This window comes from Pseudomonas putida (assembly GCF_002025705.1).
GTDB lineage: Bacteria > Pseudomonadota > Gammaproteobacteria > Pseudomonadales > Pseudomonadaceae > Aquipseudomonas > Aquipseudomonas putida_J.
Genome location: NZ_CP018846.1, coordinates 4,586,249 through 4,601,327, shown reverse-complemented (window position 1 = coordinate 4,601,327; position 15,079 = coordinate 4,586,249). Strand labels below are relative to the sequence as shown.

The 15,079-nt window shown below is 65.0% G+C and carries 13 protein-coding genes; 8 read left to right on the top strand and 5 right to left on the bottom strand.

Annotated elements, in window-relative coordinates; all coding sequences use genetic code 11:
* Window positions 1-147 precede the first annotated feature (147 nt).
* From BUQ73_RS20875 to ydcS, 5 genes are all read right to left on the bottom strand, one after another.
* Complete coding sequence (locus BUQ73_RS20875) at window positions 148-1,572, bottom strand: gamma-aminobutyraldehyde dehydrogenase (RefSeq protein ID WP_079229501.1); 1,425 nt, start codon at window positions 1,570-1,572, stop codon at window positions 148-150.
* 17 nt (window positions 1,573-1,589) lie between these two features.
* Window positions 1,590-2,396 carry an ABC transporter permease gene (locus BUQ73_RS20870; protein WP_079229500.1) on the bottom strand — a complete coding sequence of 269 codons (807 nt, stop codon included), beginning with the start codon at window positions 2,394-2,396 and terminating at the stop codon, window positions 1,590-1,592.
* Complete coding sequence (locus BUQ73_RS20865) at window positions 2,386-3,288, bottom strand: ABC transporter permease (RefSeq protein WP_079229499.1); 903 nt, start codon at window positions 3,286-3,288, stop codon at window positions 2,386-2,388. Before BUQ73_RS20865 ends, BUQ73_RS20870 begins: the two co-directional genes overlap by 11 nt.
* A 1-nt stretch (window position 3,289) precedes the next feature.
* Entirely contained in the window at window positions 3,290-4,330 is a 1,041-nt protein-coding gene (locus tag BUQ73_RS20860; RefSeq protein ID WP_079229498.1) for an ABC transporter ATP-binding protein, read from the bottom strand.
* A 159-nt stretch (window positions 4,331-4,489) separates the two neighbouring features.
* Window positions 4,490-5,641: a putative ABC transporter substrate-binding protein YdcS gene (ydcS, locus tag BUQ73_RS20855; protein ID WP_079229497.1), complete on the bottom strand. Its 1,152-nt coding sequence runs from the start codon at window positions 5,639-5,641 to the stop codon at window positions 4,490-4,492.
* A gap of 216 nt (window positions 5,642-5,857) precedes the next feature.
* On the opposite strand from ydcS, the gene BUQ73_RS20850 reads away from it, so the two are divergent.
* The 8 genes from BUQ73_RS20850 to wspR all read left to right on the top strand — a co-directional run bounded on the left by BUQ73_RS20850 (window position 5,858) and on the right by wspR (window position 15,064).
* Window positions 5,858-6,544, top strand: coding sequence for a tellurite resistance TerB family protein (locus BUQ73_RS20850; RefSeq protein ID WP_079229496.1), 687 nt, complete (start codon window positions 5,858-5,860; stop codon window positions 6,542-6,544).
* A gap of 128 nt (window positions 6,545-6,672) precedes the next feature.
* The gene (locus BUQ73_RS20845) at window positions 6,673-8,295 is read left to right on the top strand and encodes a methyl-accepting chemotaxis protein (RefSeq protein WP_079229495.1); all 1,623 of its coding nucleotides are present in this window, start codon (window positions 6,673-6,675) and stop codon (window positions 8,293-8,295) included.
* A gap of 5 nt (window positions 8,296-8,300) precedes the next feature.
* The gene (locus BUQ73_RS20840; RefSeq protein ID WP_079229494.1) at window positions 8,301-8,807 is read left to right on the top strand and encodes a chemotaxis protein CheW; all 507 of its coding nucleotides are present in this window, start codon (window positions 8,301-8,303) and stop codon (window positions 8,805-8,807) included.
* On the top strand, window positions 8,804-10,057 hold the full coding sequence (locus BUQ73_RS20835; RefSeq protein ID WP_079229493.1) for a CheR family methyltransferase: 1,254 nt from the start codon (window positions 8,804-8,806) through the stop codon (window positions 10,055-10,057). The genes BUQ73_RS20840 and BUQ73_RS20835 overlap by 4 nt, the downstream gene beginning before the upstream one ends.
* The gene (locus BUQ73_RS20830) at window positions 10,054-10,719 is read left to right on the top strand and encodes a chemotaxis protein CheW (RefSeq protein WP_079229492.1); all 666 of its coding nucleotides are present in this window, start codon (window positions 10,054-10,056) and stop codon (window positions 10,717-10,719) included. Before BUQ73_RS20835 ends, BUQ73_RS20830 begins: the two co-directional genes overlap by 4 nt.
* The gene (locus BUQ73_RS20825; protein WP_079229491.1) at window positions 10,716-12,998 is read left to right on the top strand and encodes a hybrid sensor histidine kinase/response regulator; all 2,283 of its coding nucleotides are present in this window, start codon (window positions 10,716-10,718) and stop codon (window positions 12,996-12,998) included. The genes BUQ73_RS20830 and BUQ73_RS20825 overlap by 4 nt, the downstream gene beginning before the upstream one ends.
* A complete protein-coding gene (locus BUQ73_RS20820) occupies window positions 12,995-14,008 on the top strand; it encodes a chemotaxis response regulator protein-glutamate methylesterase (RefSeq protein ID WP_079229490.1) in 1,014 nt (337 codons plus the stop codon). Before BUQ73_RS20825 ends, BUQ73_RS20820 begins: the two co-directional genes overlap by 4 nt.
* A gap of 51 nt (window positions 14,009-14,059) precedes the next feature.
* Window positions 14,060-15,064 (top strand): Wsp signal transduction system regulator diguanylate cyclase WspR, encoded by a 1,005-nt coding sequence (gene wspR / locus BUQ73_RS20815; RefSeq protein WP_079229489.1) that lies wholly within the window; start codon window positions 14,060-14,062, stop codon window positions 15,062-15,064.
* The last annotated feature ends 15 nt before the right edge of the window (window positions 15,065-15,079 follow it).

Sequence of the window (15,079 nt, the reverse complement as noted above, 5' to 3'; positions counted from 1 at the left end):
GGCATGCGCCAAGGCTGGCGGCCATGGCCTGCCAGGTTCGGCACGTTGCAACAAATGTAGGAGCGGATTTATCCGCGATGCGCCGCGCGGGCGGCGCTCGATCTCGCAGGCGCTAAACAACTACAGGCATACGCCACCCGCCTCACCTCAATGCTTGATCATCACATGCCGCACGCAGGTGTAGTCTTCAAGCCCATACATCGACATATCCTTCCCATACCCCGAATGCTTCTGCCCACCGTGGGGCATCTCGCTGACCAGCATGAAGTGGGTGTTGACCCAGGTGCAGCCATACTGCAACCGCGCTGCCAGCCGGTGGGCGCGGCCGGTGTCGCGGGTCCACACCGATGATGCCAGGCCGTACTCGGAATCGTTGGCCCATTCCAGCGCCTGCTCTTCGGTATTGAAGCGGGTCACCGACACTACCGGGCCAAACACCTCATTGCGCACGATCTCGTCATCCTGCAAGGCGTCGGCCAGCACGGTCGGCTCGAAGAAGAAGCCATCCCCGGCAATCACCTTGCCGCCCGTCACCAGGCGGATATGCGGCTGGGCGATGGCGCGCTGGACCAGGCCGGCCACCTTGTCGCGGTGCTGGGCACTGATCAATGGGCCCAGTTCGGTGTCCTCGGCATCCTGCAGGCCGGCCTTGAGGCTGGAAACGGCCTTGCCCAGGCGTTCGACGAAGCGTTCATAGATGCCTGCCTGCACATACAGGCGACAGGCGGCGGTGCAGTCCTGGCCAGCGTTGTAGAAGCCGAACGTGCGAATGCCGTCGATGGCCGCGTCGATATCGGCGTCGTCGAACACCAGCACCGGCGCCTTGCCGCCCAGTTCCATGTGCATGCGCTTCACGCTGTTGGCGGTGGCGCCAATGATATGTGCCCCCGTTGGAATGGAGCCGGTCAGCGACACCATGCGCACCTTGGGGTGGGTGACCAGTGGGTTGCCGACCGTTTGCCCGCGGCCGAACAGGATGTTGAGCACACCGGGCGGCAGCAGGCCTTTTGCCAGCTCGCCCAGGCGCAGGGCGGTCAGCGGGGTCAGTTCGGAGGGTTTGATGACCACGGTGTTGCCGGCCGCCAGGGCGGGGGCGATCTTCCATGCCAGCATCATCAACGGGTAGTTCCACGGCGCGATCGAGGCAACCACGCCCAGCGGGTCGCGGCGGATCATCGAGGTGTGGCCCGGCAGGTATTCACCCGCCGCGGAGCCGCCGAGGCAGCGGGCGGCGCCGGCAAAGTAACGGAACACGTCGGCGATGGCCGGGATTTCGTCATTCAGGGCGGCGGCAAACGGCTTGCCGCAGTTCTGCGATTCCAGGCGGGCCAGCTCATCGCCATGGGCTTCGATGGTGTCGGCCAGGGCCAGCAGCACCATTGAGCGCTCCTTGGGGCTGGTCTGAGACCAGCTGTCGAAGGCCAGGTCGGCAGCGCGCACGGCGGTATCGACCTGGGCCTCGGTGGCTTCGTTGATCTGCGCCAGGGCGCTGCCCTCGGCGGGGTTGAGCACGGTCCAGGCCGGGCCTTCGCCTGCGACCAGCTTGCCGTTGATCAGCATTTTGCTTTGCATGGGGGGCTCCTTGTAGGTCATTTGCCACTGCCCGCAACGCTTTCGCCGCCACGGGTCAGGTAATAGGCGCCGAGAATCGGCAGCATGGTCACCAGCATCACCAGCATGGCGACCACGTTGGTCACCGGCACATCGCGCGGGCGGCTGAGCTGGTTGAGCAGCCAGATCGGCAGGGTGCGCTCGTGGCCGGCGGTGAAGGTGGTGACGATGATTTCGTCGAACGACAGGGCAAAGGCCAGCATGCCGCCGGCCAGCAGTGCCGAGCCGAGGTTGGGCAGGATGATGTAACGGAAGGTCTGCCAGCCGTCGGCACCGAGGTCCATGGACGCCTCGATCAGGCTCTGCGAGGTACGCCGCAGGCGGGCGATCACGTTGTTGTAGACGATCACCACGCAGAACGTGGCGTGACCGACCACAATGGTGAACACGCCGGGCTCTATCCCCAGGCTTTTGAACGCCGAGAGCAGGGCGATGCCGGTGATGATGCCGGGCAGGGCGATCGGCAGGATCAGCATCAGCGAGATGCTCTCCTTGCCGAAGAAGCTGCGCCGGTACAGCGCCGCCGAGGCCAGGGTGCCGAGCACCAGCGCGATCAGCGTGGCCAGGCACGCCACCTGCAGCGACAGCTTGATCGCTTCGAGCACGTCGGGGCGGGCGAAGGCCACGGTGAACCAGTTGAGGGTGAAGCCCTTGGGCGGGAAGCTGAACGCCGCGTCTTCGGTATTGAAGGCGTACAGGAAGATGATCAGGATCGGGAAGTGCAGAAACACCAACCCGCCCCAGGCCGCCAGGCGCAGGCCGACAGACGCTTTTTCAGAGTGCATCGAAGGCCCCCAGGCGCTTGACGATGGCCAGGTACACCGCGATCAGCACGATTGGCACCAGCGTGAAGGCTGCCGCCATCGGCATGTTGCCGATCGCCCCTTGTTGGGCATAGACCATGCTGCCGATGAAGTAACCTGGCGGGCCGACCAGTTGCGGCACGATGAAGTCGCCCAAGGTCAGCGAGAAGGTGAAGATCGAGCCGGCGGCAATGCCGGGGATCGACAGCGGCAGGATCACCTGCAGGAACGTTTGCCGCGGCCTGGCACCCAGGTCTGCCGACGCCTGCAGCAATGACGGTGGCAGGCGTTCGAGCGAGGCCTGGATCGGCAGGATCATGAACGGTAGCCAGATGTACACGAACACCATGAAGCGCCCCAGGTGCGAGGTCGACAACGTGCTGCCGCCGACCCCGGGCACGGTCAGCACGGCCTGCAGCAGGGCGTCCAGGTGCAGCTGCTGGACGAACCACTGGGCCACACCGCCCTTGGCCAGCAAGAGGGTCCAGGCGTAGGTCTTGACGATGTAGCTGGCCCACATCGGCATCATCACCGCGATGTAGAAGAATGCCTTGGTCTTGCCGCTGGTGTAGCGCGCCATGTAGTAGGCAATCGGGAAGGCCAGCACCGCACTGGCCAGCGATACCGCCACGGCCATGGTCAGGGTGCGCAGGATGATGTCGAAGTTGGACGGGTTGAACAGTGCCGCGAAGTTGCCCAGGGTCAGCTCCGGGGTTACCGCCATGGTGAAGTCGTCGAAGGTGTAGAAGCCCTGCCACAGCAGGCTGAGCAACGAGCCCAGGTAGATGGCGCCGAACCAGGTCAGTGGGGGGATCAGCAACAGCGCCAGGTAGAGGTTGGGGCGCCGGTACAGCAGATCGGACAGGCGGCGCATCTCAACGGCCCTCGGCCAGGACGGTTTCCTGCAGCGCGGTCATCGCCTCGCGTGGCCAGCGTACCTGCACTTGCTGGCCGGCCTGCCAGGGCTGCGCTTGTGCCTGCCATTGGTCGTTGGCGTGGCTCACCGCCAGCAGCTGGCCGCTGTCCAGTTGCACCTCATAGCGGGTGGCACTGCCCTGGTACTGGACGTCGCGCAGCAGGCCGCCGAGCTGAACGTCTTGCGCCTGGCCTGGCTGATCCACCAGGCGGATATGCTCCGGGCGAATGGAAAACGGTGCGCGGCTGCCGCTGAGTTGTTCGGCGAGGTCGCCGCGGATGACGTTGGAGGTGCCGACGAACTCGGCGACGAAGGTGGTCGCTGGCTTCATGTAGAGGTTGCGTGGCGTGTCGACCTGCTCGATGCGCCCACGGTTGAAGACCGCCACCCGGTCCGACATCGACAGCGCTTCGGTCTGGTCGTGGGTGACGAAGATGAAAGTGATGCCCAACTGGCGCTGCAGCTTCTTCAATTCGCCCTGCATTTGTTCGCGCAGCTTGAGGTCGAGTGCGCCCAGCGGCTCGTCGAGCAGCAACACCCGTGGCCTGTTGACCAGCGCGCGGGCCAGGGCCACGCGCTGGCGCTGGCCGCCGGAAAGCTGTGCCGGTTTGCGTTCGCCGTAGCCGGCCAGGGCGACCATGGCCAGCGCTTCTTCGGCGCGTGCCTGGCGTTCGGCCTTGGCCACGCCCTTGACCTTGAGGCCGTAGGCGATGTTGTCGCGCACGTTCATGTGCGGGAACAGGGCGTAGTCCTGGAACACCGTGTTGACGTCGCGCTGGTAGGGCGGTACGCCAGCGGCCTCGACACCATGGATGCGGATCGAACCGCTATTGGGTTGCTCGAAGCCTGCGATCAGGCGCAGGCAGGTGGTCTTGCCCGAGCCGGAAGGGCCGAGCATGGAGAAGAATTCGCCGTCATCGATGTCGATGCTGACCTGGTCGACGGCCTTGACCTCGCCAAAGGTGCGGGAAACCTGGGTGAACTGGACGGCTAGGGGCATGGGTAACTCCAAGGTAAAGCTCGGGGGGCGCCTTGCGCCCCTTTCGCGACACAAGGCCGCTCCTACAGGGGATCGCGGTCTCTTGTAGGAGCGGCCTTGTGTCGCGAAAGGGCTGCGCAGCAGCCCCAGATCAAGCGGCATACCTGTAGCAAGCCTGTGCTAGCGCCCGCCCATGATCGCAATGTAATCCTGGGTCCAGCGGCTATACGGCACGAACTTGCCGCCCTGGGTCTGTGGGGTTTTCCAGAAGGCGATCTTGTCGAAGTTGTCGAAGCCGTTGGTCTTGCACCCTTCAGCCCCCAGCAGCTCGCTGCCGGTGCAGGCTGCCGGCACTGCGGGCAACGAGCCGAACCAGGCCGCCACATCGCCCTGCACCTTGGGTTGCAGCGACCAGTCCATCCACTTGTAGGCGCAATTGGGGTGCTTGGCCTCGCTGTGCAGCATGGTGGTGTCGGCCCAGCCGGTGGCGCCTTCCTTCGGAATGGTCGAGGCCACTGGCTGGTTCTCGGCCTTCAGGCCATTGACCATGTAACCCCATGAGCTGGAGGCGACCACGCCCTCGTTCTTCACGTCGCTCATCTGTACCGTGGCGTCGTGCCAGTAACGGTGGATCAGCGGTTGCTGCTGGCGCAGTAGTTCGAGCACGGCCTTGTACTGGGCTTCATTGAGCTCGTACGGGTCCTTGATGCCCAGTTCGGGCTTGGCCGATTTCAGGTACAGCGCGGCGTCGGCGATGTAGATCGGCCCGTCGTAAGCCTGCACGCGGCCCTTGTTCGGCTTGCCATCGGGCAGGTCCTGTGGCTCGAACACCACGTTCCAGCTGGTGGGTGCCTGCTTGAAGGTATTGGTGTTGTACAGCAGCACGTTCGGGCCCCATTGGTAGGGCGTGCCATATACCTGTTTGTCGACCACGTACCAGCCACCGTTCTGCAGGCGTGGGTCGATGTTCTTCCAGTTGGGTATCAGCGCTGTGTTGATGGGCTGTACGCGCTTGCCGACGATCAGGCGCAGCGAGGCGTCGCCGGAAGCGGTGACCAGGTCGTAGCCGCCCTTGGTCATCAGGCTGACCATTTCATCGGAAGTGGCCGCGGTCTTGACGCTGACCTTGCAGCCGGTTTCCTTCTCGAAACCGGTGACCCAGTCATAGGCCTTGTCGCTTTCACCGCGCTCGATGTAGCCGGGCCAGGCGACGATATCCAGCCGGCCTTCGCCGGCGCCCAGGGCCTTGGGCATCTCGGCGGCCTGCAGGCCGGCGCTGGCCAGCAGCGCGCCGATCATGGCGCCGAGCAATGCGGTCTTGTGCACTGACATGGTGTTCCCTCTTCTTGGAGATCTTGGTCGGGGCAGTCATCAAGAAAGCAGTGAAGCAATGGTTATAAGCATAGTCGCCTGTGCAGGTTGTTGGCGATGACGAGTCTAGTTGGCTTTTTGCCAGCTAATGCAACATCCGGAAGCAAATCCTCGAGTGGCCGCTCACGCGGCAGGCCTTACTCTGCTCTTTCCTTTCCGTATCGTGGAGACGTGCACATGAACACCCGTGGCCTGCTCGATCAACTGCTCAAATCTGGCCAGGAGTTGCTCAACAAGCAGCCTGGCGCGGGCAAGCCGTCAGCCGGCGCCGGTGGTTTGGGGGGCCTGCTCTCCGGGGCCGGCGCAGGCGCCTTGGGGGCGGGCGCGCTGGGTCTGCTGCTGGGCAGCAAGAAGGCTCGCAAGTATGGCGGCAAGGCGCTCACCTACGGTGGCCTGGCCGCACTTGGCGTGCTCGCTTACAAGGCCTATGGCAACTGGCAGGCGCGCCAGGGCACAGGGCAGGGCGCCGAGCCGCAGACCCTCGACCGACTGCCGCCGGCCCAGGCTGAGCAGCACAGCCAGGCGGTACTGCGCGCGCTGGTGGCGGCGGCCAAGTCCGATGGCCATATCGACGAGCGCGAACGGGCCCTGATCGAAGGCGAATTCACCCGCCTGGACAACGACCGCGATCTGCAGCACTGGTTGCACGATGAGTTGAACAAGCCGCTGGACCCGGCCGAAGTCGCTCGCGCCGCGCAAACCCCGGAGATGGCTGCAGAGATGTATCTGGCCAGCGTGATGATGGTCGATCAGGAGAACTTCATGGAGCGCGCCTACCTCGACGAACTGGCCCGCCAGCTGCGCCTCGACCCGGCCCTGCGCCAGGAACTGGAGAGCCAGGTACGGCTTGCCGCAGGTCAATGAACTGGAAAATGGCCTGTCCGCCAGGGATAGAGGCCTGAATACCTCGCATTTCAGCCGCAAAAGCGTAGGACGCCTGGGCTATACTTCGGCGATTTTTCCCGCTCGTTGTGAATTCCTGAGGGCTGAATGTGAAGAACTGGACCTTGCGCCAACGGATCCTGGCAAGTTTCGCCGTGATCATCGCTATCATGCTGCTGATGATCGTAGCCGCCTACTCGCGGTTGGTGACGATCGAAAGCGCCGAGGAAGCGGTGGGTACAGACAGCATTCCAGGTGTCTACTACAGCTCGATGATCCGCAGCGCCTGGGTTGACAGCTACGTCACCAGCCAGCAACTGGTGGGCCTGTCCAATCGCCGCGAAATCACCCCGGCCGACATGGAGCTGTTCAAGAGCTTCGATGATCGCCTCAAGCAGTACATGGCCAGCTACCAGGGCACCATCCAGGACAGCGGCGACCAGAAGCGCTTCGACACCTTCGTCCAGCTTGAGGAAAACTACCTCAAGCTCGTCGGCCAGGTGCTTGATGCCTACCGGCAGCACAATTACACCGAAGCCGAGCGGCTGATCAGCGAGGCGCTTACCCCGGCCTGGGTGGAAGGGCGCAAGCACCTCAACACGGTGATCGAGCACAACCGCGAGTCGGCAGACGCTGCCACCCATGAAATTGTGAGTGCCGTGAGCACCGCCAAGGGCAGCATGATGGTCTCGCTGCTGCTGGCGATCGTAGCCGCCGGTATCTGTGGCTTGCTGTTGATGCGCGCCATCACCGCGCCCGTGCAGCGTGTGGTGCATGCCCTCGACAAACTGCGCTCGGGCGACCTGAGCATGCGCCTGAGCCTGGACCGCAAGGACGAGTTCGGCGCCATCGAGAGCGGCTTCAACGAAATGGCCGAAGCCCTGGCCAACCTGGTGGCCCAGGCGCAGCGCTCGTCTGTGCAGGTAACCACCTCGGTCACCGAGATTGCCGCCACCTCCAAGCAGCAGCAGGCCACCGCTACCGAGACGGCCGCCACCACCACCGAGATCGGCGCCACCTCGCGTGAAATCGCCGCCACCTCGCGCGACCTGGTGCGCACCATGACCGAGGTCACCAGCGCTGCCGACCAGGCGTCGAGCCTGGCGGGCTCCGGCCAGCAGGGCCTGGCGCGCATGGAAGAGACCATGCACCAGGTGATGGGCGCCGCCGACCTGGTCAACGCCAAGCTGGGGATCCTCAACGAGAAGGCCAGCAACATCACGCAGATGGTGGTGACCATCGTCAAGGTGGCCGACCAGACCAACCTGCTTTCGCTCAATGCCGCCATCGAGGCGGAAAAGGCCGGTGAATATGGCCGCGGTTTTGCCGTGGTCGCCACCGAGGTGCGGCGCCTGGCCGACCAGACAGCCGTGGCCACCTACGACATCGAGCAGATGGTGCGGGAAATCCAGTCGGCGGTGTCGGCCGGGGTGATGGGCATGGACAAGTTCTCTGAAGAAGTGCGCCGCGGCATGTTCGAAGTGCAGCAGGTGGGCGAGCAACTGAGCCAGATCATTCATCAGGTCCAGGCCCTGGCGCCGCGTGTGCTGATGGTCAATGAGGGCATGCAGGCCCAGGCCACCGGTGCCGAGCAGATCAACCAGGCCCTGGCTCAGCTCAGCGATGCCAGCACCCAGACGGTGGAATCGCTGCGCCAGGCCAGCTTCGCCATCGATGAGCTGAGCCAGGTGGCCGCCGGCCTGCGCGGTGGTGTATCGCGCTTCAAAGTCTGATCACCATGACCAACCTGCATTCCAACCCGGCAGCGGCGGCCAGCGCCAAGGGCACGCTGTACTTGCAGTTTCGCCTCAACCAGCAGCGCTTTGCCCTGGACGTGCGCGAAGTGATCGAGGTGCTGCCGCGCCGCCCGCTCAAGCCGATTGCCCAGGCGCCGGCCTGGGTGGCCGGTATCCTGGCCCATCGCGGCGTGCTGGTGCCAGTGGTCGACCTGAGTGCGCTGAGCTTCGCCCAGCCGGCCGCCGAGCGCGCCAGTACGCGCCTGGTGCTGGTGCATTACCGGCACGACCAGGTGCTGGGGCTGATCCTCGAACAAGCCACCGAAACCCTGCGCTGCATGCCGGATGAGTTCCAGCCTTATGGCCTGGATAACGGCGAAGCGCGCTACCTGGGCCCGGTTCGCCAGGACGCCCAGGGCCTGTTGCAACGGATCGTGGTGGATGACCTGCTGACCGATAGCGTGCGCGAGCTGTTGTTCCCGCTCGCGGCAGGGCAGGAGGCACCATGAGCGAGCAACGGTTTTTCCGCTTCCTGCAAGAGCGTATCGGCCTGGATGTCGAGTCTGTTGGCGTGCCGATGGTCGAGCGGGCCCTGCGCCAGCGCTGTGTCGCACTGCATGCCAGCGACCTGGATGATTACTGGGTCCGCCTGCAGCAATCGGCAGACGAGCAACTGGCCCTGATCGAGGCCGTGATCGTCCCGGAGACCTGGTTCTTCCGCTACCCGGAATCGTTCACCGCACTGGTCGGCCTGGCCCAGAAACGCCTGGCCGAACTGGCCGGCGAGCGGCCGTTGCGCCTGCTCAGCCTGCCGTGCTCCACCGGCGAGGAGCCGTACTCGCTCGCCATGGCCTTGCTCGACGCGGGCATGAGCCCGCTAGATTTCCGCATCGACGGGATCGATATCAGCCCAAGCTCGGTCGCCAGGGGCATACAGGGCTTGTATGGGCGCAACTCGTTCCGCGGCAGCGAACTGTCGTTTCGCGAGCGCCATTTCCGTGAATGCGATGACGGCCATCAGCTGGAAGAGCGGGTACGCCGGCAGGTGAACCTGGAAGTGGGCAATGTGCTCGATCCGGCGCTCGCCAGCCGCAATGGCCAGTACGATTTCGTGTTCTGTCGCAACCTGCTGATCTATTTTGATGTACCGACCCAGCAACGTGTGTTCGAAGTGCTCAAGCGCCTTGCACAGCCACAGGGCGTGCTGTTCATCGGCCCGGCCGAGGGAAGTTTGCTGGCGCGGTTGGGGATGCGGCCATTGGGGATTGCCCAGTCGTTCGCGTATGTGCGGCAACCGGCGGATGTCCCCGCCATGCCGGCCCTGCCACTAAGCCGCGTGGCCCAGCCTGTTGCCCCAAACCGCCCACGGCCCGTGCCTGCGCCGCCTGCACGGCCGCTGCGGGCGGTTGCGCCCGCCCCTTTGGCAGCGCCACCGCGCGAGAGCGAAAGCGAGTTGCTGGCCAGCATCGCTCGCCAGGCCAATGCCGGCGACAGCACCCAGGCCCGCGCCAGTTGCCAGCGCTATTTGCACCAGTTCGCACCGAAGGCCCAGGTCTACTACTGGCTGGGGCTGCTGAGTGATACCGAAGGCGATGCACAGCAGGCGCTGACCCATTACCGCAAGGCGCTGTACCTGGAACCTCAGCACCCTGAGGCATTGCTGCACCTGGCCACGCTGCTGGCCGCCCAAGGCGACGAAGTCGGTGCCCGCCGCCTGCAGGAACGTGCGGCACGGGTTGGCCGGGAGTCTGAACGATGAGAGCCGAACACGGGATCGAGCTGCTGGCCCAGGACGATGAGCGCATCGACGACTGCTGGAACCGCATTGGCGTACACGGCAACAAGCAATGCCCGCTGCTGGAGCGGCATATCCATTGCCGCAACTGCGAAGTCTACGCGGCGGCGGCCACGCGCCTGCTCGACCGCTATGCGCTGATCGAAGCGGACCTGGTGCATGCGGACGTCCCTGCCGAAACCAGCGTCGGGCGTTCGCAGCTGCTGTTCCGCCTGGGCGAGGAGTGGCTGGCCCTGGCCACTGCCTGCCTGGCAGAGATCGCCCCCTTGCAACCTGTGCATTCGTTGCCGCATCAGCGCTCGCGCGTGCTGCAAGGGGTGGCCAACGTGCGCGGTGCGCTGGTGCCTTGCCTGTCATTGGGCGACCTGCTGGGCGTGGAGCGTATGTCCGAGCCGGCGCGTGGCGGCCGGGCGATGCCGCGCATGCTGATCCTGGCAGCGTCGGGCGGGCCGGTGGTGATGGCTGTGGACGAGATCGACGGCATTCACCGCCTCGACGCCACACTGCTGGACGCCAGCCAAGATGCCGCGCCGTTCACCGCTGCGGTATTGCAGTGGCGCGGGCGCAGCGTGCGTGTGCTGGACGATCAACAATTACTGTCTGCCGTGCAGCGGAGCCTGTCATGACCCCAGAGCAAATGCGCGACGCATCGCTGCTCGAACTGTTCAGCCTGGAGGCCGAGGCGCAGACCCAGGTGCTCAGTACAGGGCTGATGGCACTGGAACGCAACCCGACCCAGGCCGACCAGCTGGAAGCTTGCATGCGTGCGGCGCACTCATTGAAAGGCGCGGCGCGCATCGTCGGTATCGATGCCGGGGTCAGCGTCGCCCACGTCATGGAAGATTGCCTGGTAGCGGCCCAGGAAGGCCGGCTGCTGCTGCGCGCCGAACACATCGATGCGCTGCTGCGTGGCACCGACTTGCTGATGCACATCGCCACCCCTGGCGACCCGCATGGCGAGGCGCTGGTGCCGGCGTTCCTGCTGCAGATGGCCAGCTTGCTCGACCCCGGCGCCGCGCCACTGCCCGCAGTGGTTGCAATTGAGCCACCGTCGCCCGTGGCCCCGCCAGCCCAGCCGGAGCCAGTGGTGCCGGCCTTGGAAACAGACGTCGAGCCAGCCGCGCCGCGCAAGGCCGGCAAGCGCGCGGGGGAGGGCGGTGAGCGGGTGTTGCGGGTGACCGCCGACCGCCTGAACAGCCTGCTCGACCTGTCGAGCAAGTCGTTGGTCGAGACCCAGCGCCTCAAGCCCTACCTGGCCACCTTGCAGCGCCTCAAACGCATGCATGGCCAAGGCATGCGGGCCCTCGACGGCCTGAAAACGCAGCTCGAAGACAGCGGCCAGAGCATTGAGGTGCTCGACGCCCTGGCCCAGACCCAGCGACTGCTGGCGGAAACCCAGCAGATTCTGCAGCAGCAGGCCGCCGACCTCGACGAGTTCGGTTGGCAGGCCAGCCAGCGTGCGCAGTTGCTGTACGACACGGCATTGGCCTGCCGCATGCGCCCGTTTGCCGACGTGCTCACCGGCCAGAGCCGCATGGTCCGCGACCTGGGGCGTTCGCTCGGCAAGCAGGTGCAGCTGCAGATCGAAGGTGAAAAGACCCAGGTCGATCGCGACGTGCTGGAAAAGCTCGAAGCGCCGCTGACTCACTTGCTGCGCAATGCCGTCGACCATGGTATCGAGCAGCCCGAGCGGCGCTTGCTGGCGGGCAAGCCAGCGGAAGGCACGATCCGCTTGCGCGCCTCGCACCAGGCCGGCCTGCTGATGCTCGAACTGAGCGATGATGGCGCTGGCATCGACCTTGAGCGCCTGAAACGCAACATCGTCGAGCGCGGCATGTCGCCCGCCGATACCGTGGCGCAAATGAGCGAAGCCGAGCTGCTGACCTTCCTGTTCCTGCCGGGCTTCAGCCTGCGCGACAAGGTCACCGAGGTTTCTGGCCGTGGTGTTGGCCTGGATGCGGTGCAACACATGGTCCGCGACCTGCGCGGTTCTATCGAACTGACCCAGGTGCCTGGCCAGGGCTGCCGTTTCCAGCTTGAGGTGCCGCTGACCCTGTCGGTGGTGCGCAGCCTGGTGGTGGAGGTGGGGGATGAGGCTTATGCGTTTCCGCTGGCGCATATCGAGCGCACCCTGGAGGTGGCGGCCGACGAGATCGTGCAGATCGAGGGCCGTCAGCACTTCTGGCACGAGGGCCGACATATCGGCCTGGTGGCTGCCAGCCAGTTGCTCAACCGGCCGGCTGGTCAGGGTGAGGCAAACAGCTTGCGGGTGGTGGTGATCCGTGAGCGTGAGCAGCTTTACGGCGTGGCCGTGGAGCGCCTGATCGGCGAGCGGGTGCTGGTGGTGATGCCGCTCGACCCGCGCCTGGGCAAGGTCCAGGACATCTCTGCAGGTGCGTTGCTGGACGATGGCTCGGTGGTGCTGATCATCGATGTCGAAGACTTGCTGCGTTCGGTGGAAAAACTGCTCAGCACTGGCCGCCTGGAACGCATCGAGCGCGGTGCGCAAGGCGCGCGAGGCGTGAGCCGCAAGCGCATCCTGGTGGTCGACGACTCGCTCACCGTGCGCGAGCTGCAACGCAAGCTGCTCAGTAACCGTGGCTACGACGTCGCAGTGGCGGTGGACGGTATGGACGGCTGGAACGCCCTGCGCAGCGAGGACTTCGACCTGTTGATCACCGATATCGACATGCCGCGCATGGATGGCATCGAGCTGGTCACCCTGGTGCGCCGCGACCAGCGGTTGCAGTCGTTGCCGGTGATGGTGGTGTCGTACAAGGACCGCGAAGAAGATCGCCGACGTGGCCTGGACGCTGGCGCCGACTACTATTTGGCAAAGGCCAGCTTCCATGACGATGCGTTGCTGGATGCCGTGGTGGAATTGATCGGAGGTGCTCAGGGATGAAGGTCGCCATCGTCAACGATATGCCCATGGCGGTAGAGGCGTTGCGCCGGGCCCTGGCCTTCGAGCCGGCGCACCAGGTGATCTGGGTGGCCGGCAATGGGGCCGAAGCCGTGCGCAAGTGCGCCGAGGATACCCCCGACCTGATTCTCATGGACCTGATCATGCCGGTAATGGACGGCGTCGAGGCGACCCGGCGGATCATGGCCGAAACACCCTGCGCCATCGTTATCGTCACCGTCGACCGCAAGCAGAACGTGCACCGGGTGTTCGAGGCCATGGGCCATGGTGCCCTGGACGTGGTCGACACCCCCGCAGTGGGCGCGGGTGATGCACGTGAGGCAGCGGCGCCGCTGCTGCGCAAGATCCTCAATATCGGCTGGCTGATCGGCCAGCAGCGGCCCGGCGCGAGCAAGACGGTCGCTGCCCCTCTGCGTGAGGCCTCCCAGCGCAGCGGCCTGGTGGCCATCGGCTCGTCCGCTGGCGGCCCTGCCGCGCTCGAAGTGCTGCTAAAGGGCCTGCCGCGCGGTTTTCCAGCCTCGATCGTGCTGGTCCAGCATGTCGACCAGGTGTTTGCCGCCGGCATGGCCGAGTGGCTCGCCAGCGCCTGCGGCTTGCCGGTGCGCCTGGCCCGCGAAGGTGAGCCGCCACAACCCGGGCAGGTGCTGCTGGCCGGCACCAATCACCATATACGCCTGCTACAGGGTGGCCAGTTGGCCTACACTGCCGAACCGGTCAACGAGATCTACCGGCCTTCGATCGACGTATTCTTCGAGAGCGTGGCGCGCTACTGGAACGGCGACGCGGTGGGCGTGCTGCTTACCGGCATGGGCCGTGATGGCGCCCAGGGCCTGAAGCTGATGCGCCAGCAGGGTTTTCTGACCATTGCCCAGGACCAGGCAAGCAGTGCGGTCTACGGCATGCCAAAGGCCGCTGCGGCTATCGATGCTGCGGTGGAAATCCGCCCGCTTGAGCGAATCGCCGGGCGCTTGATGGAAATCTTCGCAAAATGACCACATGTATTGAATCACGTCGCCTGAGCGGCAGTGATCAGGTGAAAACGGATGACTGATCTACCGATCGAAGGTTTCGCGACCCCCAATGAAAATTCGGCGATGGTCCTTCTGGTGGACGATCAGGCGATGATCGGCGAAGCAGTGCGTCGTGGCCTGGCCCACGAAGAGAACATCGACTTCCACTTCTGTGCCGACCCGCACCAGGCAGTGGCCCAGGCGATGCGCATCAAGCCCACGGTCATCCTCCAGGACCTGATCATGCCCGGCCTTGACGGCCTGACCCTGGTGCGCGAGTACCGCAACAACCCGGCCACCCAGGACATCCCGATCATCGTCCTGTCGACCAAGGAAGACCCGCTGGTCAAGAGCGCGGCCTTCGCCGCCGGGGCCAACGATTACCTGGTCAAGCTGCCAGACACCATCGAGCTGGTGGCGCGCATCCGCTACCACTCGCGTTCCTACCTGACCCTGCTGCAGCGCGATGAGGCCTACCGCGCCCTGCGCGTGAGCCAGCAGCAGCTGCTCGACACCAACCTGATGCTGCAGCGCCTGATGAATTCCGACGGCCTCACCGGCTTGTCCAACCGCCGTCACTTCGACGAGTACCTGGAGCTGGAATGGCGCCGGGCCATGCGTGAGCAGCAGCAATTGTCGCTGTTGATGATCGATGTCGACTACTTCAAGGTCTTCAACGACAGCTTCGGCCACCTGGCCGGCGACGAGGCCTTGCGCCAGGTGGCCGAAGCCATTCGCGGCTCCTGCTCGCGGCCGACCGACCTGCCGGCGCGCTACGGCGGTGAGGAGTTCGCCCTGGTGCTGCCCAACACCTCGCCCGGTGGCGCGCGTCTGGTCGCAGAAAAGCTGCGCCAGACCGTAATCGGCCTGAACATTGCGCACAGCGCGCCGACCGCAGACTCGCACCTGACCGTCAGCATTGGCCTTGCGACCCAGACGCCAGCCATCGGTAGCCACTGCCGGCAGCTGATTTCGGCGGCAGACAAGGGGCTTTATCTGGCCAAGAACAACGGGCGCAACCAGGTCGGCATCGCCTGAGGCTGATGCGGCTGC

Bases quoted from the DNA above. Each gene is read 5' to 3' on its own strand.
- BUQ73_RS20870 (WP_079229500.1), bottom strand. From the start codon at position 2,396: ATGCACTCTGAAAAAGCGTCTGTCGGCCTGCGCCTGGCGGCCTGGGGC.
- BUQ73_RS20850 (WP_079229496.1), top strand. From the start codon at position 5,858: ATGAACACCCGTGGCCTGCTCGATCAACTGCTCAAATCTGGCCAGGAG.
- BUQ73_RS20835 (WP_079229493.1), top strand. From the start codon at position 8,804: ATGAGCGAGCAACGGTTTTTCCGCTTCCTGCAAGAGCGTATCGGCCTG.
- BUQ73_RS20830 (WP_079229492.1), top strand. From the start codon at position 10,054: ATGAGAGCCGAACACGGGATCGAGCTGCTGGCCCAGGACGATGAGCGC.
- BUQ73_RS20860 (WP_079229498.1), bottom strand. From the start codon at position 4,330: ATGCCCCTAGCCGTCCAGTTCACCCAGGTTTCCCGCACCTTTGGCGAG.
- ydcS (WP_079229497.1), bottom strand. From the start codon at position 5,641: ATGTCAGTGCACAAGACCGCATTGCTCGGCGCCATGATCGGCGCGCTG.
- BUQ73_RS20875 (WP_079229501.1), bottom strand. From the start codon at position 1,572: ATGCAAAGCAAAATGCTGATCAACGGCAAGCTGGTCGCAGGCGAAGGC.
- BUQ73_RS20840 (WP_079229494.1), top strand. From the start codon at position 8,301: ATGACCAACCTGCATTCCAACCCGGCAGCGGCGGCCAGCGCCAAGGGC.
- BUQ73_RS20865 (WP_079229499.1), bottom strand. From the start codon at position 3,288: ATGCGCCGCCTGTCCGATCTGCTGTACCGGCGCCCCAACCTCTACCTG.
- BUQ73_RS20825 (WP_079229491.1), top strand. From the start codon at position 10,716: ATGACCCCAGAGCAAATGCGCGACGCATCGCTGCTCGAACTGTTCAGC.
- wspR (WP_079229489.1), top strand. From the start codon at position 14,060: ATGACTGATCTACCGATCGAAGGTTTCGCGACCCCCAATGAAAATTCG.
- BUQ73_RS20820 (WP_079229490.1), top strand. From the start codon at position 12,995: ATGAAGGTCGCCATCGTCAACGATATGCCCATGGCGGTAGAGGCGTTG.